This window comes from Halomonas sp. GD1P12 (genome assembly GCF_025725645.1).
Lineage (GTDB): Bacteria > Pseudomonadota > Gammaproteobacteria > Pseudomonadales > Halomonadaceae > Vreelandella.
The window spans coordinates 2914165-2940713 of record NZ_CP107007.1; the positions used below are offsets into that span (position 1 = coordinate 2914165).

General features: G+C 62.4%; 26 protein-coding genes and 1 tRNA gene. 18 read left to right on the plus strand and 9 right to left on the minus strand.

What is annotated here, in order from left to right; genetic code table 11:
• Positions 1-9: 9 nt before the first annotated feature.
• A complete protein-coding gene (locus OCT39_RS13330; RefSeq protein WP_263584947.1) occupies positions 10-1035 on the minus strand; it encodes a histone deacetylase family protein in 1026 nt (341 codons plus the stop codon).
• A gap of 64 nt (positions 1036-1099) precedes the next feature.
• Positions 1100-1804, minus strand: a complete 705-nt coding sequence (locus OCT39_RS13335; RefSeq protein ID WP_263584948.1) for a GntR family transcriptional regulator — start codon at positions 1802-1804, stop codon at positions 1100-1102.
• A 217-nt stretch (positions 1805-2021) separates the two neighbouring features.
• On the opposite strand from OCT39_RS13335, the gene OCT39_RS13340 reads away from it, so the two are divergent.
• From OCT39_RS13340 to OCT39_RS13365, 6 genes are all read left to right on the plus strand, one after another.
• A complete protein-coding gene (locus OCT39_RS13340; RefSeq protein ID WP_263584949.1) occupies positions 2022-3578 on the plus strand; it encodes an ABC transporter substrate-binding protein in 1557 nt (518 codons plus the stop codon).
• Between the two features lie 60 nt (positions 3579-3638).
• Positions 3639-4616, plus strand: coding sequence for an ABC transporter permease (locus OCT39_RS13345; RefSeq protein ID WP_252106793.1), 978 nt, complete (start codon positions 3639-3641; stop codon positions 4614-4616).
• Positions 4613-5446, plus strand: coding sequence for an ABC transporter permease (locus OCT39_RS13350; protein WP_263584950.1), 834 nt, complete (start codon positions 4613-4615; stop codon positions 5444-5446). Before OCT39_RS13345 ends, OCT39_RS13350 begins: the two co-directional genes overlap by 4 nt.
• Before the next feature lie 9 nt (positions 5447-5455).
• Entirely contained in the window at positions 5456-7102 is a 1647-nt protein-coding gene (locus tag OCT39_RS13355; RefSeq protein ID WP_263584951.1) for an ABC transporter ATP-binding protein, read from the plus strand.
• Positions 7103-7188: 86 nt separating this feature from the next.
• On the plus strand, positions 7189-8586 hold the full coding sequence (locus OCT39_RS13360; protein WP_263584952.1) for an FAD-binding oxidoreductase: 1398 nt from the start codon (positions 7189-7191) through the stop codon (positions 8584-8586).
• A 45-nt stretch (positions 8587-8631) separates the two neighbouring features.
• The gene (locus tag OCT39_RS13365; RefSeq protein WP_263584953.1) at positions 8632-9741 is read left to right on the plus strand and encodes a pyridoxal phosphate-dependent aminotransferase; all 1110 of its coding nucleotides are present in this window, start codon (positions 8632-8634) and stop codon (positions 9739-9741) included.
• A 22-nt stretch (positions 9742-9763) separates the two neighbouring features.
• On the opposite strand, the gene OCT39_RS13370 is transcribed toward OCT39_RS13365, so the two are convergent.
• From OCT39_RS13370 to OCT39_RS13395, 6 genes are all read right to left on the minus strand, one after another.
• Positions 9764-10720, minus strand: a complete 957-nt coding sequence (locus tag OCT39_RS13370) for a branched-chain amino acid transaminase (protein WP_263584954.1) — start codon at positions 10718-10720, stop codon at positions 9764-9766.
• Complete coding sequence (locus OCT39_RS13375) at positions 10717-11823, minus strand: class II histone deacetylase (protein ID WP_263584955.1); 1107 nt, start codon at positions 11821-11823, stop codon at positions 10717-10719. Before OCT39_RS13375 ends, OCT39_RS13370 begins: the two co-directional genes overlap by 4 nt.
• Before the next feature lie 92 nt (positions 11824-11915).
• Positions 11916-12860 carry an ornithine cyclodeaminase family protein gene (locus tag OCT39_RS13380; protein WP_263584956.1) on the minus strand — a complete coding sequence of 315 codons (945 nt, stop codon included), beginning with the start codon at positions 12858-12860 and terminating at the stop codon, positions 11916-11918.
• 187 nt (positions 12861-13047) lie between these two features.
• The gene (locus OCT39_RS13385; protein ID WP_263584957.1) at positions 13048-13404 is read right to left on the minus strand and encodes a RidA family protein; all 357 of its coding nucleotides are present in this window, start codon (positions 13402-13404) and stop codon (positions 13048-13050) included.
• Positions 13405-13517: 113 nt separating this feature from the next.
• On the minus strand, positions 13518-13829 hold the full coding sequence (locus OCT39_RS13390; protein WP_263584958.1) for a hypothetical protein: 312 nt from the start codon (positions 13827-13829) through the stop codon (positions 13518-13520).
• A gap of 83 nt (positions 13830-13912) precedes the next feature.
• A tRNA-Leu gene (locus OCT39_RS13395) sits at positions 13913-13999 on the minus strand.
• A gap of 112 nt (positions 14000-14111) precedes the next feature.
• Between OCT39_RS13395 and queA the strand changes: the two genes are divergently transcribed.
• From queA to secF, 5 genes are all read left to right on the plus strand, one after another.
• On the plus strand, positions 14112-15143 hold the full coding sequence (queA, locus tag OCT39_RS13400) for a tRNA preQ1(34) S-adenosylmethionine ribosyltransferase-isomerase QueA (protein WP_263584959.1): 1032 nt from the start codon (positions 14112-14114) through the stop codon (positions 15141-15143).
• A gap of 56 nt (positions 15144-15199) precedes the next feature.
• The gene (gene tgt, locus OCT39_RS13405) at positions 15200-16318 is read left to right on the plus strand and encodes a tRNA guanosine(34) transglycosylase Tgt (RefSeq protein ID WP_412031125.1); all 1119 of its coding nucleotides are present in this window, start codon (positions 15200-15202) and stop codon (positions 16316-16318) included.
• A gap of 99 nt (positions 16319-16417) precedes the next feature.
• Entirely contained in the window at positions 16418-16744 is a 327-nt protein-coding gene (gene yajC / locus OCT39_RS13410) for a preprotein translocase subunit YajC (RefSeq protein ID WP_252106781.1), read from the plus strand.
• Between the two features lie 131 nt (positions 16745-16875).
• On the plus strand, positions 16876-18729 hold the full coding sequence (gene secD, locus OCT39_RS13415) for a protein translocase subunit SecD (RefSeq protein ID WP_263584961.1): 1854 nt from the start codon (positions 16876-16878) through the stop codon (positions 18727-18729).
• 49 nt (positions 18730-18778) lie between these two features.
• Positions 18779-19705, plus strand: a complete 927-nt coding sequence (gene secF, locus OCT39_RS13420; RefSeq protein WP_263584962.1) for a protein translocase subunit SecF — start codon at positions 18779-18781, stop codon at positions 19703-19705.
• Between the two features lie 114 nt (positions 19706-19819).
• On the opposite strand, the gene OCT39_RS13425 is transcribed toward secF, so the two are convergent.
• Positions 19820-20614 (minus strand): inositol monophosphatase family protein, encoded by a 795-nt coding sequence (locus tag OCT39_RS13425; RefSeq protein ID WP_263584963.1) that lies wholly within the window; start codon positions 20612-20614, stop codon positions 19820-19822.
• Positions 20615-20792: 178 nt separating this feature from the next.
• On the opposite strand from OCT39_RS13425, the gene trmJ reads away from it, so the two are divergent.
• From trmJ to rlmN, 7 genes are all read left to right on the plus strand, one after another.
• Entirely contained in the window at positions 20793-21551 is a 759-nt protein-coding gene (gene trmJ, locus OCT39_RS13430) for a tRNA (cytosine(32)/uridine(32)-2'-O)-methyltransferase TrmJ (protein ID WP_263584964.1), read from the plus strand.
• Between the two features lie 80 nt (positions 21552-21631).
• A complete protein-coding gene (gene cysE, locus OCT39_RS13435; RefSeq protein ID WP_311960200.1) occupies positions 21632-22492 on the plus strand; it encodes a serine O-acetyltransferase in 861 nt (286 codons plus the stop codon).
• A 136-nt stretch (positions 22493-22628) separates the two neighbouring features.
• Positions 22629-23096 (plus strand): Fe-S cluster assembly transcriptional regulator IscR, encoded by a 468-nt coding sequence (gene iscR / locus OCT39_RS13440; protein ID WP_263584965.1) that lies wholly within the window; start codon positions 22629-22631, stop codon positions 23094-23096.
• 35 nt (positions 23097-23131) lie between these two features.
• The gene (locus tag OCT39_RS13445) at positions 23132-24313 is read left to right on the plus strand and encodes an aminotransferase class V-fold PLP-dependent enzyme (protein WP_263584966.1); all 1182 of its coding nucleotides are present in this window, start codon (positions 23132-23134) and stop codon (positions 24311-24313) included.
• Between the two features lie 50 nt (positions 24314-24363).
• Complete coding sequence (locus OCT39_RS13450; RefSeq protein ID WP_263584967.1) at positions 24364-24690, plus strand: HesB/IscA family protein; 327 nt, start codon at positions 24364-24366, stop codon at positions 24688-24690.
• A gap of 143 nt (positions 24691-24833) precedes the next feature.
• On the plus strand, positions 24834-25259 hold the full coding sequence (ndk, locus tag OCT39_RS13455) for a nucleoside-diphosphate kinase (RefSeq protein ID WP_263584968.1): 426 nt from the start codon (positions 24834-24836) through the stop codon (positions 25257-25259).
• A gap of 72 nt (positions 25260-25331) precedes the next feature.
• Entirely contained in the window at positions 25332-26516 is a 1185-nt protein-coding gene (gene rlmN / locus OCT39_RS13460; RefSeq protein ID WP_263584969.1) for a 23S rRNA (adenine(2503)-C(2))-methyltransferase RlmN, read from the plus strand.
• Positions 26517-26549 lie beyond the last annotated feature (33 nt).

Sequence of the window (26549 nt, forward strand, 5' to 3'; positions counted from 1 at the left end):
GCGCTCGGCTTATAGCGCCTCTACCATTAGTCCTTCAAAGAAACTTACCGCGTTCGCTTCGAGCCCTTCCAGGTAATACCCACCTTCCTGCACCACCAGTGTCGGTAGGTTCAGCGCCGCGATTTGTCGGCCCAGCTCATGAAAGCCTTGTGTGGAAACGGCGACTTTGGCCTGGGGGTCGCGCTCAAAGATATCGAAGCCGAGCGCCAGCACCAGGGCGTCGGGTTCGAACAGGCGAATGGCCTGACGGGCCTGCTCCAAACGCTCGAAGAATACCGACTCAGTAGAGCCATGCGGCATCGGAAGGTTGAGGTTGTAGCCGAGCCCTTCGCCTTCACCGCGCTCGTTCTCGAAGCCGCTGACCGCCGGGTAGAAGTTGGTGGTGTCGCCGTGAATCGAGATGTAGAACACGTCATTACGAGAATAGAAAATTTCCTGGATGCCCTGGCCGTGGTGCATGTCGGTATCGAGAACCACGATGCGCGGGTAGCGCCTGGTCAGGTGCTGCGCGGCGATGGCGGCGTTATTGAGAAAGCAGAAGCCGCCGGCGGAGTCGATGCCCGCATGGTGGCCCGGCGGGCGGGAAAGCGCGTAGGCGAAGCGCTCACCGCTCATCAGCGCCTCGGCGCCGGCCACCGCGCTCTGGGCCGACCAGTAGGCGGAGTGCCAGGTGTGCTGACCCACCGGGGCGCTGCCGTCGGCCAGGTAGCGGGCGGCCTCGGCCAGAATGCCCTGCAAGGCGTTGGGCGAGCGCACGAAGATGTTGGAAATCACTTCTTCGCCCCAGTCCTCGCCCACGGCGTGCCAGCGGGCATGGGCGCTTTCCAGAAAGCGCAGGTAGGCCAGTGAGTGCACCGCTCTAAGAGGGCCAACGCCGTAATCCTTGGGCGGCGATAGTTCGAACCCCAGCCGGTCAGCGGCGGCCAGCAGGTGAGTGGCGCGCAGGGCGACCTCCTGGGGTGTGCGCATCTTGCCGCGTGAAAAGTAGGTTTGCGGCTGATGCCATTTCTGATCGTCGTGAAAGAACGTCTGCACTGCCAGGTCTCCTCGTTTCGTGCCATGAAAGCGCCATACAATCGCTCGGTAGAAACGCACGCGATCAACGCGTGCCGCCCTCCTCCTGCGCGCCCGCGTCGTTGATGCCGCGCACCACGGAATCTCTCGCCACACCGATGTGGTAGTCGATCGCTTCCCGGCAGGCCGGGCCGTTTTGGCTCGCCAGCGCTTCCAGCAGTTGATAGTGGCTGGTCGCAATGGTTTCCGGCGCTTCGTGGGTCCGCGTGATCAAGGTGATGCACAGGCGCAGCTCGTGCGCTAACCCCTCGAAGGCGCGCAGTAGCCGCTCATTGCCGGCGTAGTGCAGCATCAGGCGGTGAAACTTCAAATCCTCTTCGATACGCCGCGTGCCGCTATCGCTCGTAGCCGCCTCGCAAAGCACGTCCACCTGTCGTTCGAGCGCGTTTCTGGCCTCAGGGGTGTAGCGCTGAGCGAGGCGCTCGATGGCGTGGCGCTCCAGGCACAGGCGCAGGTCGAACACGTCCTGTAGCTCGACCGCGTCGAGCGCCTTGACGAAAAATCCTCGCCGCGGGCGCGAAACCAAAAGACCACGGCTTTCGAGGAGCCTGGCTGCCTCGCGCACCGGTGCGCGGCTGACGCCCAAATCCCGTGAAAGCTGCACTTCCGAGAGCCGCTCGCCGGGCATGAAGCGCTGTTCGATCACACCTTGAGTAAGAAAATCGGCCACTTGCTCGACCAGATTCTTTTGCTGGATCAACCCCTGGGGAGCCATGGGTAACAAGGCCATGGGCACCTCCCTTTGTAAATTGTTTTCGACGTTCAGTATGACGCAAATAAGGGCAGTGTCGATAAACGACTGCCGACTGTCGACAGTTAAAAAGAGCGGTGCTATGGTCAAAAAGGCCCTCAAAAACCTATTTCAACGGGCTCTCCAGCACCACGCCTCGCTTGCTAAAAAGACAAAACATCACGTTATTGACGTGAATAACCGAGGAGTAGGAACAATGAAAACACCTTTGGCTCTCGCGATTTCCGCAGCGGCCCTGGCCGTTTCTTGCGCAGCGATGGCGCAGGAACCCAAAACCGGCGGCACCATCGATACCATCATTCAGCCCGAACCGCCGGGCCTGGTACTGGGCATGATCCAGAACGCCCCCACCCGTACCGTCGCGGGTAATATCTACGAGGGACTTCTACGCTACACCACCGACCTGGAACCGATGCCGCAGCTAGCCGAGTCCTGGGACGTGAGCGAAGATGGCCGAGTCTATACCTTTCATCTGCGCGATGATGTGACCTGGCACGACGGCGAGGCCTTCACCGCCGACGACGTGGTGTTCTCCGCAGACGTTTTTCACCGTGAACTCAATCCCAGCGCCCGCGCCGTGCTCGAGCACGTCGAAAGCATCGAAGCGACCGATGATTACACCGTAGTCTTCACGCTGGCCGAACCCTTCGGGCCGTTTTTGCTCTCCTTCGAGGCGGGTACGTTCACCATGGTGCCGGAGCATCTCTACGCAGGCACCGATTTCCGCAATAACGAGCACAACGACCACCCCATCGGCACTGGCCCGTTCAAGTTCTCCAATTGGGAACGCGGCACGGTTATCGAGCTAGTCAAAAACGAAGACTATTACGAAGAAGGCCTGCCCTACCTGGACGGGGTAAATTGGCACATCATTCCCGACGGCGGCTCCCGGGCCGTGGCCTTTGAAAACGGCACCGTCGACGTGCTGCCCAGCGGCACCGTGGAAAATTTCGACATCCCGCGTCTTTCCGGGATGGACGGTGTCTGCATGACCGAGCAGGGCCATGAGTACTTCAGCCCCTTCGCCATGCTGTGGATGAACAACCGCGAAGGCCCCACCGCCGACAAGCGCTTTCGCCAGGCGGTGATGTACGCCATGGACCGTGAGTTCGCCCGCAACGTGCTCTGGAACGGGTTGGGTAACGTCCCGCTCTCCGCCTTCGGTTCCAATGCGCGTTTCCAGGACGACGATTTGGAGCCCTACGACTACGACCCTGACCGCGCCCGCGAGCTGCTGGATGAAATGGGCTACGACGGTGAAGAGATCAGACTGTTGCCACTGCCCTACGGCGAAACCTGGACCCGCTGGGCCGAGGCCGTACAGCAGAATCTGCGCGAAGTAGGCATCAACGTCAGCACCCAGGCCACCGACGTGGGCGGCTGGAACCAGCGCCTGGGCGACTGGGATTATGATCTGGCCTTTACCTACCTCTTCCAGTACGGCGACCCGGCGCTGGGCATCTCGCGCACTTACCTTTCGGACAACATTGCCAAGGGCTCGCCCTGGAACAACGTGGAAGGCTACGAAAACGCCGAGGTCGATGCGCTTTTCGACGAGGCGGCTACGGCCTATCCGGACGCCGAGCGTGAAGCGCTTTACCAGCAAGTGCAGGAGATCCTTCACGAGGATGTGCCGGTGGGCTGGCTGATGGAGCTTGGTTTCCCCACGATCTACCGCTGCGACGTCAACGACCTGGTGACCTCCGGTGTCGGCGTCAACGACGGCTTCCGGGATGCCTGGCTCGACCGCTAAGCCAAGCCTTGCCCGGCTGGCGTGCTCCGGCCGGGCTAAAAAAACGTCAGGAATTCCATCATGGTCTATGCCCGCTTGATTGCCATGCGGCTCATCAAAGCCGTCATTGTGCTATTTCTCATCGTCATTTTTAACTTTTTGCTGATCCAGCTTGCCCCCGGCGACCCGGCCTCCATTCTGGCTGGCGAAGCCGGCGCGGCGGATCAGGAGTTTCTCAACCAGCTACGCGAGCGCTTCGGGCTCGACCAGCCCATGTACGTGCAGCTGTGGCGCTACGTTTCGGGCATCGCCATGCTCGATTTCGGCTACTCCTACCGTTTGGGCGTTCCGGTGTTCGACTTGATCATGGCCCGCCTGCCCGCCACGCTGCTGCTGACCGGCACGGCCTTCGTACTGTCACTCTTTTTGGGCATCGTGGCCGGCTCCATGGCCGCCGCCCGGGTGAAAAAACCATCCGGCTCGCTGATCATGGCGCTGGCACTGGTGTTTTACGCAACGCCGCTGTTCTGGGTAGCGCTGATGTCGGTGGTGGTGTTCTCGGTCTATCTGGGCTGGCTGCCCGCCTACGGCCTCTATACCGTGGGCGCGGGCCATACGGGCCTTGCGCTGGTGTGGGATGTCGCCCAGCACCTGGTGCTGCCCGCCACGACCCTGGCGCTGTTTTTCATGGCGATCTACACCCGCATGACGCGTACCTCGATGCTCGAAGCCGCTCAGCAGGATTACGTCAAGACCGCTCGCGCCAAGGGCTTGAAGCCGCGCATCATTCAACGCCGCCACGTGCTGCGTAACGCACTCCTGCCGATCATTACGTTGGCCGGCTTGCAGGCGGGGCAAATGGTCGGCGGGGCGATCCTCACCGAGACCGTATTTGCCTGGCCCGGCATTGGCCGGCTGATGTTCGAGGCGCTTCAGCAGCGCGACTATAACCTGCTGCTGGGGATCTTCTTTTTCTCAGCCGCGCTGGTCATCGTCTTCAACATCATGACCGACCTGGTCTACCGCCTTGCGGATCCGCGCATCAAGGGGGCTTCATGAGCTTTTTCGCACGCTTTGCCCAAAACCGCGGCGCTTTAGTGGGTCTTATCATTCTGGCGCTGATCATCGTCATGGCGATACTTGCGCCGCTTTTATTTCCCGAGTCGCCCTGGCGCATGGTACAGCGCCCGTTTCTGCCGCCTCTCGCGCAGGATGGCTTTATACTGGGCACCGACACCATGGGCCGTAACGTGGCCGCAGGGCTGATGCACGGCGCCTGGGTGTCGCTTCTGATCGGACTGGTCTCCACCAGCGTGGCGCTTTTGATCGGCGTACCGATGGGCGCTATCGCCGGCTACTACGGTGGCCTGATCGACGACGTGCTCATGCGCTTCACCGAGTTCTTCCAGACCATTCCCAACTTCGCCCTGGCGATCGTACTGGTCGCGATCATGCAACCCAGCGTCACCTCAGTCGTGCTGGCGATCGCGCTGGTGAGCTGGCCGCCGGTGGCGCGTCTGGTGCGCGCCGAGTTCATGTCGCTGCGTCACCGTGAATACGTCGAAGCCGCACGGCTGGTAGGCCAGACCAATACCACCATCATTCTCAAGCAGATTCTGCCCAACACGCTCTCGCCGATCATCGTGCTGGCCTCATTGATGGTGGCCACGGCCATATTGCTGGAGTCCGGGCTTTCGTTTCTCGGGCTGGGCGATCCCAACGTGATGTCCTGGGGCTACATGATCGGCGCGGCGCGCACCGTGATCCGTCAGGCGTGGTGGCTCAGTTTCTTTCCAGGCGTTGCCATCCTGCTTACCGTGCTGGCGCTGAACCTGGTGGGCGAAGGCCTCGACGATGCGCTGAACCCCAAACTGTCCCGCGAGCGCTAGGAGAGAGACATGACGCAATCGAATCCATCCCAGGCGCCGGGCGAGGCGGTACTTCGCATTCGTGACCTGAGCGTGGCGCTGCCCAAGGGCGCGGATCGCGCCCTGGCGGTAGAGAACGTGAGCTACGAGGTGAACCGCGGCGAGATCATGTGCATAGTGGGTGAATCCGGGTCGGGCAAGTCCATGGCAGCCAATACGGTAATGGGGCTTCTGCCCAAGGGCGTACGCCCGGTACAAGGCGAGATCACCTTCGAGGGCCAGAACTTGCTCGCGCTTACCGAGAAGCAGCACATGGCGCTGCGCGGGCTCAAGATCGGCATGATTTTCCAGGAGCCGATGACCGCCCTGAACCCGCTGATGCGCGTGGGCGCCCAGATCGCCGAGGTGTTCGAGGCCCACGGCCGGTTGACCCCTTCCGAGCGCCAGGCACGCGCGCTGGAGCTGTTGATCGAGGTGGGCCTGCCGCAGCCGGAAAAGGCGATTCGCGCCTACCCCTTCGAGCTTTCCGGCGGCCAGCGTCAGCGGGTAATGATCGCCATGGCCCTGGCGCTCGAGCCGGTGCTCTTGATCGCCGATGAGCCGACCACTGCGTTGGATGTCACGACCCAGGCGCAGATCCTCGAGCTGATTCGCGATCTGCAGCGCCGCCGGGGGATGGCGGTGATGTTCATTACCCACGACTTCGGCGTGGTGGCCGAAATTGCCAACCGTGTCTGCGTGATGCGCCACGGCAAGATCGTCGAACTCGGCGACGCGGATGAGGTGCTCGGCAACCCGCAGCACGAATACACCCAGGCACTGATCGCCGCGATCCCGAGCAACGCCGTACCGCCCCACCGAGAGGCGCGTGAGCCCGCAGCGCTTCTGGATATCAAGCATCTCAACAAGGTGTTTCGCTCTCGCGGAGGCTTTTTGAAACCAGCGCGCGAAGTGCGTGCGCTGGACGATGTTTCGCTTTCGCTTGCTCGCGGCGAAACCGTTGGCATCGTCGGCGAATCCGGTTCGGGCAAGTCGACGCTTGGGCGCTGCGTCGTACGTCTGGAGCATCCGGACGACGGCGAACTGCTGCTCGACGGCGTGAACCTGTCAACGCTCAAGGGTGATGCCTTGCGCCGCGAGCGCCACCGGGTGCAGATGATTTTTCAGGATCCTTATGCCTCGCTCAACCCGCGCACCAAAGTGGGCATGGCGATCGCCCAGGGGGCGATCGCCAACGGCACACCCAAGGCAAAGGCGTTGGCGCAGGCGGGTGAACTCCTGGACATGGTGGGCCTGGGCGCCAGCGCTCTGGATCGCTTTCCCCACGAATTTTCCGGCGGCCAGCGCCAGCGTATCGGCATCGCTCGGGCGCTGGCGCTCAATCCGGAACTGATCGTAGCGGACGAGGCCGTCTCGGCGCTTGATGTCTCCATTCAGGCCCAGGTGCTGGAACTGCTCGAGGAGCTCAAGCAGCGCCTGTCGCTATCGCTATTGTTCATCACCCACGATTTACGTGTGGCCGCGCAGATCTGCGATCGCATCGTGGTCATGCAGCATGGTCGCATCGTCGAGCAGGGAAGCGCAGAGCAGATATTTTTACATCCCCGCGAGGCCTATACCCGCTCGCTGCTGGAGGCCATTCCCGGGCGTGAGGCGCCAGTGGCAGCCAGCGCCTAAAGCGCGATGTAAAACATGATATTGTTTCGCATGCATTTTTTTAACACGAGCGCCTGCCAGCCGTCTCGTCATCGAAAGGAATATGAATGAAGATCACCCTGGAGGCCCTACGCGCAATCGTAGGCCCTAACCATGTCTTGACTGGCAGCGATGTGACGAGCCGGCAGGAAGATTGGATGACCGGCGCGCCGTGTCAGGCCGGTGCCATCGTTCGACCAGCCAGTACCGAGGAGCTTTCAGCGGTGATGCGCGCCTGCTTCGAGTGCAAGCAGACCGTGGTGACCCACGGCGGGCTAACGGGACTTGTTCACGGTACTCAAACCAGCCCTGACGATCTTGTCATCTCGCTGGAGCGTATGACCGCCATCGAGAGCGTCGACCCGGTAGGCGCCACGCTGACGGTTCAGGCCGGCGCGCCGCTGCAGCGCGTGCAGGAAACCGCCGAGGACATCGGGCTACAGTTTCCGCTGGATTTGGGCGCGCGGGGCAGCTGCACCATCGGCGGCAACATCGCCACCAACGCGGGTGGCGTGCGGGTGATTCGTTACGGCATGATGCGCCAGCAGGTGCTGGGGCTCGAAGCGGTGATGGCCGACGGGCGCGTGGTTAGCTCGATGAACCACATGCTCAAGAACAACGCCGGCTTCGATCTCAAGCAGCTGTTCGTGGGCACCGAAGGCGTACTGGGTATCGTGACCCGCGCGGTGCTACGCCTGCAACCGCCTACGCCGAGCGAACACACCGCCATGGTCGCCTGCCCTTCTTTTGAGGCCTTGACGGCGCTGCTCGCTCAGATGGGTAAGACGCTGGGCGGCGGGCTCGGGGCGTTCGAGGTGATGTGGCAAAACTACTACCAGCTGCTGACAGAAACCTTGGGACGGCACACGCCCCCGATTTCTACAGAGCACCCTTACTACGTGATCATCGAGTGTCTGGGGAGCGACGACGCCCGCAGTGAGGCTCAGTTTCGCGATGCGCTGGAACAGGCCATGGAAGCGGAGCTGATCATCGATGCGGTTATCGCGCAGTCCAGCACCCAGCGTGACGGCCTGTGGGCGATACGGGAAGATATCGAAGGACTCAAGGAAGGGCTGCACCCGGTACTGACCTTCGATGTGAGCCTGCCGATCGCCGACATGGAGCGTTACACCCAGACGCTCGAAGCGAGGCTTGAAGCGTCGTGGCCCGACCCGCAGTTGATCGTGTTCGGCCATCTGGGCGACAGCAATCTGCATATTTCGGTCGGCGTGGGTAGCAAGGAGCCCGCAGTCCGCCGCGCCGTGGAAGCACTGGTCTATGAGCCACTGACGGCGCTGGGCGGCTCCATCTCTGCCGAGCACGGCATCGGTCTTGAAAAGCGTGCCTGGCTTGGAAGCTGCCGCAACGAGGCGGAGATCGAGTTGATGCAGACGCTGAAAAAGTCGCTCGACCCTTTTGGGCTGCTCAACCGCGGCAAAATACTCGACGAGACGCTTTTTGAGTAAGCCGCCAGCCTCTTACTATTCAGTTATTACTTTCAGGATACCGTTATGCCCCGCTACCCCGATCACCTGACCGGCGAAGGTCCGGTTAACCCGTTCCCCGGCATCAAGGTGCTGGAGAGACGCATCGGCCGCGAAATCCCCCATCGACTGGGTTCCAATGAAGGGCTCGATATGCCTCACCGGGCGCTGCGTGAGCATTTCGGCGATGCCGCCACCGAGCACGCCTACTGCTATGGCGATGCCGAAGCGCTGGGCGTGCGCCAACGTCTTAGCGATCAGCAGGGTATCAAGCTCGACGAGCTGCTGGTGGATGCCGGTGCCGACAGCCTGATCGCGCTTTCATTACGAACCACCTGCATGGCCGGCGACACGGTGATCAGCACCGCGGGCACCTACCCCACCTTTGGCTATTTTGCGAAAGGCCAGGGCTGCCGGCTGGTGGAACCGCCCTACTTTGAAGCACCCGGCGTACTCGCGCCGAACCTCGACGCATTGGCCGAAGCTGCGCACCAGGAAAACGCGCAGCTGGTGTATCTTGCCAATCCGGATAACCCAAGCGGCTATCTGCACGACGACAGCGCCATTTTGAAGCTAAGAGAAGCACTGCCCGATCACTGCTGGCTTCTGCTCGACGAGGCCTATGGCGATTTTCGCGACGATGCGGGCAGCGACTTTGCCGCTCGGGCGCTTCCCGGCGTCATTCGTTTGCGCACACTATCGAAAGCCCACGGAATGGCTGGGCTGCGTATCGGCTACGCCATTGCTGACCCTGCCGTGCTCGCCATGATGATGAAAGTGCGTATTCATTATGCGGTCTCGGCGTTCACCCAAGCGGCAGCGGAAGTGGTGCTGGATAACATGGACGAGGTCAATCAACACGTTCGTGACGTGAAAGCGCGCCGGGAGCGCCTCGCCGAGCATTTTCGCGCACTGGGGGCCGATGTGCTGCCAAGTGCCACTAATTTCATCGGTATTCGGCTGGCCAGCAGCGAGCTGGCCGAGCGCGTCAACCGCGAGCTGCTCGAAGATGGCCGGCTGATCGCCCGCCCGGCGCACCCGGCACTCGGCCACGTGCTCCGGGTGACTGCCGTGGCGGATGCGCTAAAACCCGGGCGGCTGGCCATTCTGGAGCGGGCGATCAACGCGTCCGCCTGACGCTCCCAAGCCGAGCCCGCCGTTAGGCGGGCGTCAGCCAGTGCTTAAACTCATCAAGCTCTCCGCGTACCGCTTGGCGATACAACTGCTGCAACCGGGCAGTCACGCTCTCATGGCTGATCGGTTCACTGACCGGCGGCGCGCCGGCGCGGGTGCCGATATGACGCCCATCGAGCTCGCGCAGTGGCAAAATCTCCGCGGCGGTGCCGGTCAAGAACGCCTCGTCGGCGGTGTAGAGTTCGTCGCGGGTGATGCGCCGCTCGCGTACCTCCAACCCGAGCACTTGGCGGGCCAACTGAATCACGCTGTCCCGCGTGATGCCCTGCAGGCACGAGGTCACCTCGGGCGTGTGCAGTACGCCGTCGCGCAGCAGAAAGACGTTGGCTGCCGAGGCTTCGGCCACGTAGCCTTCGGGGTCGAGCATGATGGTTTCGTCGAAGCCCGCCTTCACTGCGGTATTCAGCGCCAGTATCGAGTTGACGTAGTGGCCGCTGGTCTTGGCGCGGCACAGGCTAATGTTGACGTGGTGGCGTGCCCAGGAGGAGGTCAGCGCGCGAAGCCCGTGCGTGGCCGCCTGGGGCGAAATGTACGGCCCCAGATCCCAGGCGGCGATCATCACATGCGTTTGCAGCCCCTGAGCGCGTAACCCTAAACCTTCGGCGCCGAGAAACACGGTCGGTTTGAGATAGGCATCCGTTAGCGCGTTTCGCGCCAGGCAAGCGCGCTGGGCTGCGATCAGCGCTTCTTCGCTGAACGACAGCGGAATATCCAGCGAGTGGGCGCTTTCCACCAGCCGCCTGGTATGCTCCGCCGCCCGAAAGATATGCGTCCCGCCCGCTCCGTCGTAGGCGCGCACGCCTTCGAAGCAGCCCATGCCATAGTGCATGGTATGGGTGAGCAAGTGCATTTTCGCGGCTCGCCATTCAAGCCATTCACCATCCTGCCAGATCCAGCCGTCACGGTCGTATAGCGGTGTCATCGGTGGTTGCGCTCCCACTCCGTTTGCCAATGGTCGATCAGCGCGCACTGATGCGGCTGTAATGCCTGGTAACCCCAAGCGGCGATCTCGTCGTTTTGCGGGTCGGGTACGGCAGTATGGCTACCCGCCAAGGCCTGCAGCGTGGCGTGGCCACAAAGCGGTGCGTATCCTTCCGAGTAGCCACCTTCATGAACCAGCACGAGCCGGCCCTGGCAGCAGCGCTCGGCCAAAGCCTTGAGCCTTGACGTCATATCGGCAAAGGCCTGGCTGTTGAGCAGCATCTTGCCCAGCGGGTCCTTGGCGCAGGCATCATATCCGCAGGCGACAACGATCATCTCCGGCGCGAAGGCCTCGATAGCCGGCAGTACCAAGCGCTCGAACGCATACTCGTAGGCCCCAATACCGCACCCGGGCGGCAGGGGCAGGTTGAGATTGGCGCCCAGGCCCTCGCCTTCGCCCTGCTCGTCGAAACCACCGCTATCAAGCGGGTAGTTGGCCGCCTGGTGGATCGAGACGGTGAGCACGTCGGGCTCTTCATAGAACGCAGACTGCTGGCCATTGCCGTGGTGCACGTCCCAGTCGAGAATCGCGACCCGTTTGATTTGACCCAGCGCACGCGCGCGCATGACCGCCACCGGAATATTGCCCAGCAGGCAGAAGCCGCGGCCCTGGTCAGCTTCGGCGTGATGGCCCGGCGGGCGGCAAAGGGCGTAGGCGTTATCGAGTGCACCGGTCGCAACCGCCTCGACAGCAGCGATGGCAAGTCCCGCCGATTGAGTCGCCGCCGCCCAGCTACCCGGCGTGTAAGGGGCGCAGTCGCCGCCATTTCCGCCCATGCCTTGATCACCGGCTTGCAGCGCGTCCAGATAGCGCCGGCTGTGAAACCGCTCGAGATCTTCACGGGCCGCCGGGGCAGGTTTGACGACGTGAAGTTCGTCGATCAGCCCGCTGACTTCGAGAATGTTCTTGAGACGCCGCTTGCTATCCGGGCTTTCTGAAGCGGGTTGAGGCTGAAGGAACTCGCCAGGGGCGGAAAACACGCCGATGGCGCCCTGGTCGTGCCAGAAGCAGCGCTCGTGCCAGTAAAAACCGGTTTGGCTCATCGTTTCTCCCTTTTAAAGTTGTTCGCCGGGACCTGGATTAACGTTCCCATCGTCGATGTAATAGCCAACGCGGCCAATCGTAAGCGCCCAGGCTAAGCCTCGGCACCCGACAGCGTCTCCCACACCTCGACCGCCGCGGCGAGATCCTCGAGGGAGGCGCCGACGGACTTGAACAGCGTGATCGCCTCACGCGAGGAGCGCCCGGGATGCTCGCCGCTGAGCACCTCCAAAAGATCGGCCTGAATGTCATCAAAGCGAAACGCCCCTTCGTCGATGGCCTGCAGAATATCGCCCGCCTCGCCTTTCGCGCCGGCGTAGGTGTCCACGAACACCTCGCTCAGGCGCAGGCACTCGGCATCGGTTTCGCGCATCTGCGGGCGAAAGGCACCGATCAAGTCCAGGTGAGTGCCCGGCGTGAGCCATTCGCCCTTGATCAACGGCTGGGTGGAGAGCGTGACGCAGCTGACGATGTCCGCCGCGGCCACTGCCTCGGCCAAATCCTCGACGGCGCGGGTCTCGAACCGGTCGGCGTAATCCCGGGCAATCGCGGCGGCCTTGTTCGGGTTTCGCCCCCACACCAGCACCCGTTTGATGGGCCGCACGCTTGCGTGGGCTTCGATCACCATGGGGGCGAGCTTGCCGGTGCCCACGACCAGCAGCGTCTCGGCGGTGTCGAGTGAGAGCTTGCGGGCCGCCAGCGCGGACGCCGCCGCGGTGCGACGCCGGGTCAGTTCGCTGCCGTCGATACACGCCAAGGGCTGGCCGTGTTTGCCTTCGCTGAGCAGATAAAGCCCGGAAATCGCCGGCACGCCGGCCTCGGCGTTCTGGGGAAAGACGTTCACCATTTTCACACCGATGTAGCCGGCGGCTTCCCAGGCGGGCATCAGGAGCATCGTGGCTTCGCCGTCGGGGCGATGCATGGCGTGATGGTGACGCGGCGGTGACTCCACGCCGTTGAGGAAAGTTCGTTCGAGTCGTTCGATCAGGCCTCTCCATTCAAGGTGACGGGCCACCTCCTCGCTCGAAATCACTCGCATATCGCCTCTCCGTTCGGGTTGTCAGTCATGAGCCTTGCGCTTACGCGCACGCCCCACTGCGCTCAGTGGCCCCATGGAGTTTACCCAAAAACAGCGACTCTTCGCATACCTCAATAATGGGCGCACTCAACGAAAAACCCCGGCGGGCGCCGGGGTTTTCTAAAGCGGGGATCAAACGAGCGATGGATCAGCCGTTGGCCAGTGCCGCCACGACCATGATTTCGACCTTCCACTCGGGCTTGGCCAGTTTGGCTTCAAGGGCGGCACGCACCGGCGGGTTGTTCGAACCGATCCAGGCTTCCCAGGCGACGTTCATCGCATCGAACTCGGCCATATCGGTGACCCAGACCTGGGCGGAGATCAAGTGCGCTTTCGAGGAACCCGCTTTTTCCAGCAGCTCGTCGATGCGCGACAGCACCTGCTCGGTCTGGCCTTTCATATCGGCGGTGGCGTCGGCCGGTACCTGGCCTGCCAGATAAACGGTGCCGTTGTGAATGGCGATTTGGCTCATGCGGGCGTTGCTGTCGTGGTAGGTCACGCTCATGGTGTTTCTCCGTGCATTAAATAAAGAACGCCCCGAGACTACGACATACGCGGCAAAAATGCTTGCTCGACGTGATGAAAACCGTCTCGTTGATTGAAAAAACACAATGAACCTCAGTAGTTGGCAAGAAACCCAAGCCACAGCACGAGGTAAATGAGCCCAACCACCAGCACGGTCAGTAGCGCGCCAATGACCAACGACACCAGCGTAATGCGTGCACTCTCCTTGCCTGAAAGCGGCGACGTGCCGTCTTCACGCTTGTTTCGATTAGGGATCAGCGCAATGACGATAATCCCCCAGAGAGGTAGGAGAATCCCGATTAAAATGCCCAAAACAGTCGGGTAGCCTTTCTTTCTGGCAAAGACCGTATTCAGAATAATGCCGGTTACAGCGATGAAGACCCACCCGACGAGCGTGTAGTCCATAGCGCCCCCAAGCGGCTCCAAAAGCCGGTAGTAGAAGCCAATAAAAAAGGCCTAGCGAAAACGCTAGGCCTTTTTTAACAAGATGGTACCGGTGGCCAGACTCGAACTGGCACGCCTGTTACAGCGGCGGATTTTGAATCCGCTGCGTCTACCAATTCCGCCACACCGGCAATGGCTGGGCATTATACGGAGAATCGCTGCCGGGTCAATCGCATCGACTGACTTTATCGTGTGAAAGCGCTATCCTAGGGCGCCTGTTCGACCACCCACAAGAGCCCTTTAATGCAGCGCGCGGACTTTCATTTCGAGCTACCTGAAGAGCTGATCGCTCGCTACCCCTCCGAGCAGCGTAGCGACTGCCGTTTGCTGTGCCTGAGCGGCCAAAACGGCGCCATCGACCATCGCCGCTTCACCGATCTTCTCGCGCTTTTGGAGCCCGGCGACCTGCTGGTGTTCAACGACACCCGCGTGATTCCCGCCCGCCTGCACGGCCAGAAAGCCAGCGGCGGCAAAGTGGAAATGCTGCTGGAGCGCCCGCTGGATACCCACCGGGGCCTTGCACACCTGCGTTCGAGCAAGTCGCCCAAACCCGGCACCGAGCTGATCTTCGAAGGCGGCATTCACGCCGTGGTGGAAGGCCGGCGCGATGCGCTCTTTGAGCTGCGCTTTCTGGGCGAGACGCCGATGATCGCGCTTCTGGAAGCGCACGGCCACATGCCGCTGCCGCCTTACATCACCCGCGACGACGAGCTTTCCGACCGTGAGCGCTACCAGACCGTCTACGCCCGCCGCGACGGCGCGGTGGCCGCACCCACGGCGGGGCTTCACTTCGATCAACCGCTGCTGGACGCACTCGCCGAGAAAGGCGTGGAGAGCGCCTTCGTCACCCTGCACGTCGGCGCGGGCACCTTCCAGCCGGTGCGGGTGGACAACATCCTCGAGCACCACATGCATAGCGAGTGGATCGAGGTGGGTGAAGAGGCCTGCCAGAAGGTGCGCGACGCGCAACAGGCAGGGCGGCGTGTGATCGCCGTGGGCACTACCAGCGTGCGCTGTCTGGAGAGCGCTTGTCAGAAAAGTGCGGACGGCCAGATCGCCCCTTACAGTGGCGATACCGACATCTTCATTTACCCGGGCTACGAATGGCGTTGCGTGGACGCGCTCATCACCAACTTCCACCTGCCGGAATCGACGCTCTTGATGCTGGTGTCCGCCTTTGCGGGTTTTGACAACATCCAGCGCGCCTACCGGGAAGCGGTCAGCGAACGCTACGCCTTCTTCAGCTACGGCGACGCCATGCTGCTGACGCGCTGATCGCGGCCGCCCCAACGAATTCAGATACGAGTCTAGACATGCGAAACGAATGCTTTATGCGCTTCGAGCGCCTAGCCGAGGACGGCCGCGCGCGCCGCGGCCGCCTTCACTTTCCCCGCGGCACGGTCGAAACCCCGGCCTTCATGCCGGTGGGCACCTATGGCACCGTCAAGGGCATGACGCCGGAATCGGTGAAAGAGATCGGTGCCGAGATCATTCTGGGCAACACCTTTCACCTGTGGCTGCGCCCGGGCACGGAAGTGATCGAGGCCCACGGCGACCTGCACGACTTCGCTCAGTGGGACAAGCCGATTCTCACCGACTCCGGCGGCTTCCAGGTCTTTTCGCTTGGCGAGATGCGCAAGATCACCGAACAGGGCGTACATTTTCGCTCGCCAGTAGATGGCAGCAAGGTGTTCATGGGCCCGGAAGAGTCGATGGCGGTGCAGCGCTCGCTGGGCTCCGATGTGGTGATGATCTTTGACGAGTGCACGCCCTACCCGGCGACGTTCGAGGAAGCCGAGAAATCCATGGAGCTCTCGCTTCGCTGGGCCAAACGCTCCCGGGACGCCCACGGCGATTCACCCTCGGCGCTTTTCGGCATCATCCAGGGCGGCATGCACCCCGAGCTTCGCGAGCGCTCCCTGAAAGGGCTGATGGAGATCGGCTTCGATGGCTTGGCGATCGGCGGGCTTTCCGTGGGCGAACCCAAGGAAGAGATGATCAAGGTGCTCGACTACCTGCCGACCTGGATGCCGGATGACAAGCCGCGCTATCTGATGGGTGTGGGCAAGCCCGAGGATTTGGTCGAAGGCGTGCGCCGGGGCGTGGACATGTTCGACTGCGTGATGCCGACCCGCAACGCGCGAAACGGCCACCTGTTCGTCTCCACCGGCACCGTCAAAATTCGTAACGCCACGCACCGCCACGACACCCGACCGCTCGATGACGAGTGCGACTGCTACACCTGCCAGAATTTCTCGCGCAGCTACCTACATCACCTGGATCGCTGCAATGAAATGCTCGGCTCGATGCTCAATACGATCCATAACCTGCGCTTTTATCAGCGGGTCATGGCGGATTTGCGCGCGGCAATCGAAGCGGGTACATTGACCGCCTTTGTGGAAGGCTTTTATGCCCAGCGCGGCCTGCCCGTGCCACCGCTTGCCAAGTGATAAAAAGCAGCGATACCTGATTGATCGCCACTCGCGTGCGCGAGTGGTTTTATCCCATTTTCCATCAACCTCAACGTCATTAACCCAGGAGCTCGCTCGATGCTGGATTTCTTCATCTCGCCGGCGCATGCCGAAGGTGCCGCCGGCGGCGGCGGTATTGCCCAAATCGTCATGCTGGTCGGTTTCGTACTGATTTTCTACTTCCTGTTGTGGCGCCCGCAGGCCAAACGCGCCAAGCAGCACAAGCAGCTGGTCACAAGCCTGGATAAAGGCGATGAAGTGGTCATCGGCGGCGGTCTGGTCGGTCGCGTCACCAAGGTCAGCGACGAATTCCTGACCCTTGAAGTCTCCGAAGGCACCGAAGTGAACGTGCAGAAAAACGCCGTGGCCGCGGTACTGCCCAAGGGCACTATCAAGTCCATCTAATCTTCGCGCCCCACCCTGCCGACACGTGCCAGCCACCCCGGCACGGGTGAGATGGTCGATGATGGTAAACGTTGCCGTACGCGGGCTGCCCGCGTACGGCAATTCCGTATGTCATTGAAGGCAGGGCTTACATGCTCAACCGTTACCCCCTGTGGAAGTATCTGCTGATACTGGTCGTTTTGATCGTTGGCCTTATCTATTCGCTTCCCAACTTATTTCCCGCCGATCCCGCCATTCAGATTAGTAGCGCCCAGGGCGATGCCCTGAGCGAGCGCGACGTGTCCCGCGTACGCGATGCCCTCGATGAGCGCGATATCGCCGTCACCGGCGTCGAGCAGGAGAACGGCCAGTGGCTGATTCGCCTGGCAAGCGACGACGACCAGCTCGACGCGCGCGACGCGGCAACCGAAGTGCTGGGCGGCGATGCCACCGTGGCGCTGAACCTGGCCGATGCCACCCCTGGTTGGCTACAGGCGTTCTCCGCCTCGCCGATGACTTTAGGGCTCGACCTTCGCGGCGGCGTGCACTTCCTTTTGGAGGTGGACATGGACGCGGCGATCACCCAGCGCCTGGAAGTCAACGCCAGCGCCATGCGCGAGCTTCTGCGCGGCGAACGTATTCGCTATCGCAATACCGAGATCGATGGCCAGACCCTGTCGCTCGATTTCGCAAGCTCGGAAGACCGCGACGACGCCCGCCAGCTGATCAGCCGCGAGTTTCCGGACTTCGATTACGCCAGCAACGGCAGCGGCCGCTCGGCAAGCCTGGCCATGACGCTCAGCGACCAGGTCGTGAGCGAAATCCAGGACTACGCCACCAACCAGAACCTGACCACGCTGCGTAACCGGGTCAACGAGCTGGGTGTCGCCGAGCCGATGGTACAGCGCCAGGGGCCGAACCAGATCGTGGTGGAGCTGCCGGGCATTCAGGACACCGTGGCCGCCAAGCGCATCGTCGGCGCCACCGCGAACCTGGAGTTCCGCCTGGAAGCGCGGGGCGACACGCCGGAGATGGAAACCGAAAGCTTCGGGTTTCGTAACAACGACGGCCGCAGCGCGCAGCTGATGCGCGATGTGATCATTACCGGCGACAGCGTGTCGAGCGCGAGCAACAGCTTCGATGAGAACGGCCGCCCCCAGGTCAACATCAACCTGGACGGCACCGGCGGTACGCTGATGAACCGCGCCACGCGCACCAACATTGGCCGCAACATGGCGGTCCTGTTCATCGAGCACAAGAGCGAAGACACGGTGGTCACCGACCCGGAAACCGGCGAGCAGACCATCGAGCGTGAGCCCTACACCGAGCGCGGACTGATCAGCCTGGCCACCATTCAAAGCGCGCTGGGCAACAGCTTCCGCATCACCGGGCTCGACTCGCCCACCGAAGCGAGCGAACTCGCGCTACTGCTGCGTTCGGGCTCGCTTGCCGCGCCCATCTACTTCGTGCAGGAGCGCACCATCGGCCCAAGCCTTGGCGCCGAAAACATCGAGCGCGGGCTTTTGTCGGTCCAGCTGGGTCTTTTGCTGGTCGTGCTGTTCATGCTCGCCCGTTACAAGGTCTTCGGCGTGTTCGCCACCGTCGCGCTGGGGCTGAACCTGACGCTGCTGGTCGCGGTGATGTCGATGCTGGGCGCCACGCTCACACTTCCCGGCATTGCCGGTATCGTGCTCACGCTTGGCATGGCGGTGGACGCCAACGTGCTGATCTTCGAGCGCATCCGCGAAGAACTCAAGAACGGGCTGTCGATCCAGCAGGCCATTCACGCCGGCTACGAGCGCGCCTTCACCTCGATCGTCGATGCCAACATCACCACCCTGCTGGTGGCGGTGATCCTGTTCTCGATCGGTACCGGGCCGGTGAAAGGCTTCGCCGTGACGCTCTCGATCGGTATTTTGACGTCGATGTTCACCGCGCTGATGGTGACGCGCGCCATGGTCAACCTGACCTACGGCAGCAAGCCCGTTAAAAAGCTATGGATCTGATCGCCATGTTCCAGACCCTCGCGCTTCGCCCCGACTTCAAGAGGTGGTCATGAAACCCCTATCACATCTGTACATCGACTTCATGGGCCGGCGGAACCTGGCGTTCATCGCCTCCGCCGTCATGCTGGTCGTGTCGATCGTCGCCATTGCCGCGTTCTCGCTCAACCTTGGCCTGGACTTCACCGGCGGCACGCTGATCGAAGTACGCTACGGCGCGGCGCCCTCGCTCGACGCCGTGCGCCAGCTGCTGGAAAATAGCGGCTTCCAGGACGTCTCGGTGCAAACCTTCGGCGCCTCCACCGAGGTGCTGATTCGCCTGCAGCAGGCGTTTGATCCGGACGTAGGTACCAATGTCGTCAATCTACTGCGTGAAAGCGGTGACAGCGTCGATCTGGTCCGCGCCGAGTTCGTCGGCGCCCAGGTGGGCGATCAGCTGCGTGATCAAAGCGGCATGGGCCTGATGGTCGCGCTCGGCGTGGTGATGCTGTATGTGGCGCTGCGCTTTCAGTACAAGTTCGCCATCGGGGCGCTTTTGGCGCTGATTCACGACGTCATCATCGTGGTCGGCGTGTTCGCGCTGTTCCAGCTCGACTTCGATTTGACGGTGCTGGCGGCGATCCTGGCGGTCATCGGCTACTCGCTCAACGATACGATCGTGGTGTACGACCGTATCCGCGAGTCGATTCGCACCTCGCGCATCGACGACATGCCGCAAATCTTCAACGAAGCGATCAACGCCACGCTCTCCAGGACGCTGGCGACCTCCGGCACGACCATTCTCGTGCTACTGGCGCTGCTGGTGCTCGGCGGCGACATGATCCAGAACTTCGCCATTGCGCTGCTGGTCGGCATCGGCGTGGGCACCTTCTCCTCGATCTATATTTCCGGAGCGCTGCTGCTGCCGCTGAAGCTCTCGCGCGAGGATCTGATCCCGACGAAGAAGGCACTCGACGAAGAGGAAGAGGAGCTGCCGTAAGGCGCTTTTCAACCACGGGCTTTCGAGTCACAAAAAAGCCCCTGCCGGGTAACCGGCAGGGGCTTTTTTTGTTCGCCACTTACTATTCGCGACTCACCAATGACTCATCATTCTTCAAACGTGCGGCGCCAGCTGCTTGATCAGCGCCTTGTAAAGGCGCGGGCCGGCGGCCATCAGCTGGCCTTCGGGCTTGATCGCGGGCTGGCCCTGCAGGGTGCCGACCAGTGCGCCCGCTTCTTTCAGAAGCAGCGTGCCGACCTGCAGGTCCTGCTCTTCGAGCCCCAGCACGAAAGCGCTGTCGACGCGCCCGCAGGCGAGCTCGCAAATATCCAAAAGGCCGCTGCCGGTGGCGATCAGGGTGTCGGTTTGCGGGGCGATGTGCTGCGCCACGCTCAGGTACGCCGGCAGGTGCGCTTCGCGCAGCCAGGACGGCGGCAGGCTCATCGCCATGCGGGTACCGGGGAGCGCGGTGGACTTGCTCACGCGCATGCGCTTGTCGTTGTGCTGGGCGCCGCTGCCGCGGCTGACGATGTACTCGTCGTCGCCAAACGGGGCGATGATGACGGCGTGCTCGGGCCGCCCCTTGATCAGACACACCACTGTGAGTGCAAAGCCTTTACCCGCCACGGATACGTTGGAGTAGCCGTGAAGCGGTTCAATCTTCCAGAGGGTCTCGGCGCCGTCGCCTTCGCCCGCTTTATGCGCGGTGTAGCGACCGGTCACGCCGTGCTGCGGATAGCCGCGCTCGAGCTGGTGCACGATCGTGGCTTCGGCCTTGCGCGCGGTATCTTCCAACAGGCGCTCGAGGCTGGATTCCTCGTGGGCGTTTTCGATACGTTCGCGAACGCGTAAGAATTGTTCGGCGGCGCCACGCGCGGCGCGCAGCGCAAACTGGACCATCGGATTCATGATCAAACCTTGTCACAGTGATGTTAAAGAACGTTGGGCCGCCCGGATAAAACCAGGTAACGATTCCAGGTAAGGATGGGGGTGGGCGAACCTTTGGCGCGCAATTCTAACAGAGCCCCCTCGGGCTTGCTATCGACTCATGCTAAACTGCGCGTTTTCATCATTACCGAGCCTTTTCATGCTTGAGCGCATTCGCATCGTTCTTATCGGCACCAGTCATCCTGGCAACATTGGCGCCGTGGCCCGCGCCATGCACAACATGGGCCTGGCAGATTTACGTCTGGTCGCGCCGCGCTGCGAAGTGATCACTCAGGAGAGCATTTCGCGCGCCTCCGGCGCGGATCACCTGCTGCACAGCGCCCAGGTGGTCGAGACGCTGGAAGAGGCAGTGGCGGATGCCACTCTGGCCGTAGGCGCCAGCGCCCGCTCGCGCACCCTCCCCTGGCCGATGCTCACCCCGCGTGAGCTCGGTGGCCGGCTTTCGGGCGAGTGCCGGGCCGACAACGCCCGCGTGGCGCTGGTATTCGGCCGCGAGGATAGCGGGCTGACCAACGCCGAGCTTCAGCGCTGCCACGCCCACGTGCACATTCCCACCAACGCGGAGTTCAGCTCGCTGAACCTGGCGGCGGCGGTGCAGGTCGTGGCCTACGAGTGCCGCCTGGCCTGGCTCGACGGCAAGCCAAGCGCCTGCCCCCAGAATGAGGCTGAGCTGGATACCGAGACCGAGCTCGCCACCCACGAGGAGCTCGAGCGCTACTTCGAGCACCTGGAGCGCACGCTGATCGCAATCGACTTTCACGACCCGGCCAAGCCGCGCCAGCTGATGGCCAGGCTTCGAAGGCTCTACCTGCGCGCCCGGGTCGAGAAGATGGAGATGGGCATCCTGCGCGGCGTGCTCACCGCGACAGAAAAAGCGGCCGCTGACAAGGCGCGCTAAACTACCTGTCAGACTCGAATTCGAATGCGGCTACGTTAGAGCTCGAAGCGCCGCGCCGTCGCCAGGACGAAGGACCCTACATGTTTGAACGTTTGCGTGAAGATATTAACAGCGTGTTCGACCGCGACCCGGCGGCGCGCAACTTCCTCGAAGTGCTGACCAACTACCCAGGGCTTCACGCGCTGCTGCTACACCGTGGCGCCCACTGGCTCTGGAAGAAGAACCTCAAGTGGTTGGCGCGCAGCATTTCGACCTTCGGGCGCTGGCTCACCGGTATCGAGATTCATCCGGGGGCGACCATCGGGCGGCGCTTTTTCATCGACCACGGCATGGGCGTGGTGATCGGCGAGACGGCCACGGTCGGCGATAACGTCACTCTGTATCAGGGTGTAACCCTGGGCGGCACCAGCTGGAACAAGGGCAAGCGCCACCCGACCCTGGGCGACGGCGTGATCGTCGGGGCCGGTGCGAAAATTCTGGGCCCGTTCACCGTCGGCGCCGGGGCGAAGGTGGGCTCCAACGCGGTGGTCACCAAGGAGGTGCCCGCCGGCGCCACGGTCGTAGGCATTCCCGGCAAGGTCGTCCAGCGCCCGGACCCGGACGTCGAAGCGGCACTCGAGGTCGACCCGGCCCGGCGCGAGGCGATCTGCCAGAAATTCGGCTTCGATGCTTATGGCGTGAGCCAGGACATGCCCGACCCCGTCGCCCGCTCGATGCAGGCGATGCTCGATCACATGCACGCCGTCGACGGACGCCTGGAGCGCATGTGCGCCACCCTCAAAAAGCTCGATGCCGGCTACCGCGAGGGAAAGCTCCCCGAACTCAACAGCGACGACTTCGCCGACGTGCTCGACGAGCCCACCCCGGGCTGTGAAAGCGTCGACGCCGCCCATACGCGCGCACGTTCGAACAGTCCAGAGAGCGAAACGCCCCGGCACTGACTCGACCGCCCGTTGATCCGACCGCGCCAGGCGGCGCGGGCCATGCGCGCCACAATAGTTGACCAAAGTACTCGGGATTTCCCATAATGGTCCCACACTTTCGTCCGTGCGCTCATGACCAGCACCGGGATACCCTATGCGTTTGACCACCAAAGGCCGTTACGCCGTGACGGCGATGCTCGATCTGGCGCTGCACGCCGAGCAGGGCCCGACGTGTTTGAACGATATTTCCAAACGTCAGGAAATTTCGCTTTCCTATCTCGAGCAGCTCTTTGCCAGGCTGCGCCGGGCGGGGCTGGTCAAGAGCGTACGTGGCCCCGGCGGTGGCTACCTGCTGGCCCGCGGGCTCGACGACATCAGCGTGTCTCAGGTGATCGATGCAGTCGACGAGCGTGTCGACGCTACGCGCTGCCAGGGCATGTCGGATTGCCAACAGGGCGATATCTGCTTAACTCACTATCTATGGTGCGAGCTCTCCAACCAGATTCGTCAGTTTCTCGATGACGTCACTCTGGCAAAGCTCGCCAGGCGCCCGGACGTGCTGCAAACGGCCACCCGTCAGCGCCACCGCGTCGATGCGAGCATTCTCGCCTCGTCGCAATGACCGCCCTTTTACCATTTGATGAGCCGCTGGACACCATGCCGACAACCTCCGCTCCCCCGCTCCCCGTTTATCTGGACTACGCCGCCACCACGCCGGTGGACGAGCGCGTGGCCGCGGTCATGCAGCGCTATCTGACGGTGGATCAGCTGTTCGCCAACCCGGCCTCGCGTAGCCACATGCTTGGCTGGCAGGCAGAGCAGGCCGTCGAGCAGGCGCGCCGCCAGGTCGCCGATGCGATCAACGCCGACCCGCGGGAAATCGTCTGGACCAGCGGCGCTACCGAAGCCGACAACCTGGCGCTGACCGGCTTCATGCGCGCCAATCGCGAACGCGGCATGCACCTGGTGACCTCCACCATCGAGCACAAGGCAGTGGTGGATACCGCCAGAGCGCTCGAAAGCGAGGGTTTCGAGGTCACCTGGCTCACGCCGGGGCCGGATGGCCGCGTTACCCCCGAGCAGCTTGAAAGCGCGCTTCGCGACGACACCACGCTGGTATCGTTGATGGCGGTCAACAACGAGCTTGGCACCGTCAACGACCTCAAGGCGCTGGCTGACACCGCCCACGGCTTCGGCGCGGCGTTTCACACCGACGCCGCTCAGGCGGTGGGGCGAATCGAGCTTGACGTGGCCGCCCAGCAGGTGGATTTGATGTCGCTATCGGCGCACAAGGCCTACGGGCCGAAGGGAATCGGCGCGCTTTATGTGAAACGCCACCCGGATATTCGTGTCGAAGCCTTGATTCACGGCGGCGGCCACGAACGCGGCATGCGCTCCGGCACCCTCCCCACTCATCAGATTGCGGGCATGGGCGAGGCGTTTGCGCTGATGAACGAGGTCGGCGAGGCTGACCGCGCCCATATCGACGCGCTCAAGGCGCGCTTCATGGCCGGGCTTGCCGATATCGGCGGCGTGCACGTCAACTCGCCAACCAAACATAGCGTGGCGAGCATCGTCAACGTGGCGTTCGAAGGCGTGGACGGCGAGGCGCTGTTAATGGCGCTGCGCGATGTGGCGGTATCGACGGGTTCGGCGTGCAACTCGGCAAGTGTAGAGCCCTCTTATGTGCTGCTGAATATTGGCGTGCCGCGGGCGCTGGCCCACTCGTCGCTGCGTTTTAGCTTTGGGCGCTTTACCACCGAACACGATATCGATCACGCGCTCGGTCTGATGCGTCACGCGCTTGGCGGGCTTCGCACCCCGCAAGCCTCGAACTGATCTTCATCGGACGGCTCTACTCAAGACCGACACTTTCAAGGAGCATGCCAATGGCAACCCTCACGATTACGCCCAACGCCGCCAAACAGATCCGTCACGTGCTGGACGAGCGTGGTCAGGGGCTTGGCCTTCGCGTCGCCGTCAAGCCCAGCGGCTGCTCGGGCTACAGCTACGTGCTGGACTTCGCCGATGAAGCGAAAGCGGACGAAGTCCGTTTTGAAGAGCACGGTGCCTGCGTGTTCGTCGACCCTGAAGCGCTTGCGATGCTCAACGGCAGCGAAGTCGATTACGTCAGCGAAGGGCTCAATCGCTACTTTCGCTTCAACAACCCCAACGTCAAGGACGAGTGCGGCTGCGGCGAGAGCTTCACCGTTTAGCCGAATCGGTATTCATCCCCGGTGGGAGGCGCTATAATCGCGCCCACTTTGCCGGGCGGGCGCCGTACCGGCTTTTGATCACCTTGTGCGCCGCTTCGCAAGAAGCGGCACTTTCTGTTTTAGACCCCCAAAGGAGTTACACCATGGCGACTGAACGCACTCTGTCCATCATCAAGCCCGACGCCGTTGCCAAGAACGCGATCGGCGAGATCATCGCCCGTTTCGAAAAGGCCGGCCTCAAGGTCGTAGCCGCCAAAATGCAGCACCTTAGTGAGGAGAAAGCCGGCGGTTTCTACGCCGAGCACAAGGAGCGCCCGTTCTTCAAGGATCTGGTCGGCTTCATGACCTCCGGGCCGGTCGTGGTACAGGTACTCGAAGGTGAAGGCGCGATCGCCAAAAACCGTGACCTGATGGGCGCGACCAACCCGAAAGAAGCCGAAGCCGGCACCATCCGCGCCGATTTCGCTGAAACCATCGATGCCAACGCCGTTCACGGCTCCGACTCTGCCGAGAGTGCCGAGCGCGAGATCGCCTACTTCTTCGGCAACGACGAGATCTGCCCGCGCTAAGAGCGCCGACTCGAACCGCGTTGCTGGCCATTTTCGCGGGGGCTCGCCCCCGCCCTTTCCAAGCGCTGAGCCATGACCACCACCGTAGCCCAACACACGCCCGAGGCGAACGCCGCCACTCAATCCACGCCAAGCGACTCGACCGCCCCGGCACGGGAAAACCTGCTGGGGCTTTCGCGCGCGCAGATGGAGGCGTTTTTCCTCTCCATCGGCGAGAAGAAATTTCGCGCCGCCCAGTTGATGAAGTGGATTCACCAGGAAGGCATCGATGACTTTTCCGCGATGACCAACCTCTCCAAGGCGCTGCGTGAAAAGCTCGCCAAGGTGGCGGAAATCCGCGGGCCGGCGGTGGTCTACGAAGGCACCTCCTCGGACGGTACCCGCAAGTGGGTACTCGAGGTGGAAGACGGCAGCTACGTGGAAACGGTCTTGATCCCGGCGGAAAACGGCAAGCGGCGCACGCTCTGCGTGTCGTCGCAGGTGGGCTGTTCGCTGGACTGCAGCTTCTGCTCCACGGGCAAGCAGGGCTTTCAGCGCAACCTCACCGCCGCCGAGATCATCGGCCAGGTGTGGGTCGCGCAAAGAAGCGTCGGCCCGCGCCGCGATACCGCCAATCGTCCGGTGACCAACGTGGTCATGATGGGCATGGGCGAGCCGCTTTTAAACTTCGACAACGTCGTGCCGGCGATGAAGCTGATGCTCGACGACAGCGGCTACGGGCTTTCCAAGCGCCGGGTGACGCTCTCGACCTCCGGCGTGGTCCCGATGCTCGACAAACTCGGCGACGAGATCGACGTAAGCCTGGCGATTTCGCTGCACGCAGCGACCGACGAGCTTCGAAACGAACTGGTGCCGATCAACCGCAAGTACAACATCCGCTCGCTTCTGGACGCCTGCCATCGGTATCTCGCTAAGTGCCCGGAGAACCGGCAGGTCACCATTGAGTACACCCTGATCAAGGATGTGAACGATCAGCAGGAGCACGCCGAGCAGCTCGCCGCGCTTTTGAAAGAGCTCGCTTGCAAGATCAACCTGATCCCGTTCAATCCGTTCCCGAATTCCGGCTACGAGAAGCCGTCTCGTAACCAGGTCATGCGCTTTCAGCAGTGGCTTTATGATCTTGGCTACAACGCCACCGTGCGCATGACCCGCGGCGACGACATCGATGCCGCCTGTGGGCAGCTGGTGGGTCGCGTGAAAGACCGCACCAAGCGCAGCGCACGCTACATTCAGTCGGTCCAGCTCGACGCCGACTAACGCGCCTTGACTTCCGTTTCACACAGCGCTTTG

What these genes read in the sequence shown, in the direction of transcription:
- OCT39_RS13335 (WP_263584948.1), bottom strand. Translation starts at nt 1,804, where the DNA reads ATGGCCTTGTTACCCATGGCTCCCCAGGGGTTGATCCAGCAAAAGAAT.
- iscR (WP_263584965.1), top strand. Translation starts at nt 22,629, where the DNA reads ATGCGTTTGACCACCAAAGGCCGTTACGCCGTGACGGCGATGCTCGAT.
- OCT39_RS13365 (WP_263584953.1), top strand. Translation starts at nt 8,632, where the DNA reads ATGCCCCGCTACCCCGATCACCTGACCGGCGAAGGTCCGGTTAACCCG.
- OCT39_RS13340 (WP_263584949.1), top strand. Translation starts at nt 2,022, where the DNA reads ATGAAAACACCTTTGGCTCTCGCGATTTCCGCAGCGGCCCTGGCCGTT.
- cysE (WP_311960200.1), top strand. Translation starts at nt 21,632, where the DNA reads ATGTTTGAACGTTTGCGTGAAGATATTAACAGCGTGTTCGACCGCGAC.
- OCT39_RS13380 (WP_263584956.1), bottom strand. Translation starts at nt 12,860, where the DNA reads ATGCGAGTGATTTCGAGCGAGGAGGTGGCCCGTCACCTTGAATGGAGA.
- yajC (WP_252106781.1), top strand. Translation starts at nt 16,418, where the DNA reads ATGCTGGATTTCTTCATCTCGCCGGCGCATGCCGAAGGTGCCGCCGGC.
- queA (WP_263584959.1), top strand. Translation starts at nt 14,112, where the DNA reads ATGCAGCGCGCGGACTTTCATTTCGAGCTACCTGAAGAGCTGATCGCT.
- OCT39_RS13360 (WP_263584952.1), top strand. Translation starts at nt 7,189, where the DNA reads ATGAAGATCACCCTGGAGGCCCTACGCGCAATCGTAGGCCCTAACCAT.
- secF (WP_263584962.1), top strand. Translation starts at nt 18,779, where the DNA reads ATGAAACCCCTATCACATCTGTACATCGACTTCATGGGCCGGCGGAAC.
- OCT39_RS13385 (WP_263584957.1), bottom strand. Translation starts at nt 13,404, where the DNA reads ATGAGCGTGACCTACCACGACAGCAACGCCCGCATGAGCCAAATCGCC.
- OCT39_RS13350 (WP_263584950.1), top strand. Translation starts at nt 4,613, where the DNA reads ATGAGCTTTTTCGCACGCTTTGCCCAAAACCGCGGCGCTTTAGTGGGT.
- tgt (WP_412031125.1), top strand. Translation starts at nt 15,200, where the DNA reads ATGCGCTTCGAGCGCCTAGCCGAGGACGGCCGCGCGCGCCGCGGCCGC.
- OCT39_RS13425 (WP_263584963.1), bottom strand. Translation starts at nt 20,614, where the DNA reads ATGAATCCGATGGTCCAGTTTGCGCTGCGCGCCGCGCGTGGCGCCGCC.
- trmJ (WP_263584964.1), top strand. Translation starts at nt 20,793, where the DNA reads ATGCTTGAGCGCATTCGCATCGTTCTTATCGGCACCAGTCATCCTGGC.
- OCT39_RS13450 (WP_263584967.1), top strand. Translation starts at nt 24,364, where the DNA reads ATGGCAACCCTCACGATTACGCCCAACGCCGCCAAACAGATCCGTCAC.
- secD (WP_263584961.1), top strand. Translation starts at nt 16,876, where the DNA reads ATGCTCAACCGTTACCCCCTGTGGAAGTATCTGCTGATACTGGTCGTT.
- rlmN (WP_263584969.1), top strand. Translation starts at nt 25,332, where the DNA reads ATGACCACCACCGTAGCCCAACACACGCCCGAGGCGAACGCCGCCACT.
- OCT39_RS13375 (WP_263584955.1), bottom strand. Translation starts at nt 11,823, where the DNA reads ATGAGCCAAACCGGTTTTTACTGGCACGAGCGCTGCTTCTGGCACGAC.
- ndk (WP_263584968.1), top strand. Translation starts at nt 24,834, where the DNA reads ATGGCGACTGAACGCACTCTGTCCATCATCAAGCCCGACGCCGTTGCC.
- OCT39_RS13355 (WP_263584951.1), top strand. Translation starts at nt 5,456, where the DNA reads ATGACGCAATCGAATCCATCCCAGGCGCCGGGCGAGGCGGTACTTCGC.
- OCT39_RS13345 (WP_252106793.1), top strand. Translation starts at nt 3,639, where the DNA reads ATGGTCTATGCCCGCTTGATTGCCATGCGGCTCATCAAAGCCGTCATT.
- OCT39_RS13445 (WP_263584966.1), top strand. Translation starts at nt 23,132, where the DNA reads ATGCCGACAACCTCCGCTCCCCCGCTCCCCGTTTATCTGGACTACGCC.
- OCT39_RS13370 (WP_263584954.1), bottom strand. Translation starts at nt 10,720, where the DNA reads ATGACACCGCTATACGACCGTGACGGCTGGATCTGGCAGGATGGTGAA.
- OCT39_RS13390 (WP_263584958.1), bottom strand. Translation starts at nt 13,829, where the DNA reads ATGGACTACACGCTCGTCGGGTGGGTCTTCATCGCTGTAACCGGCATT.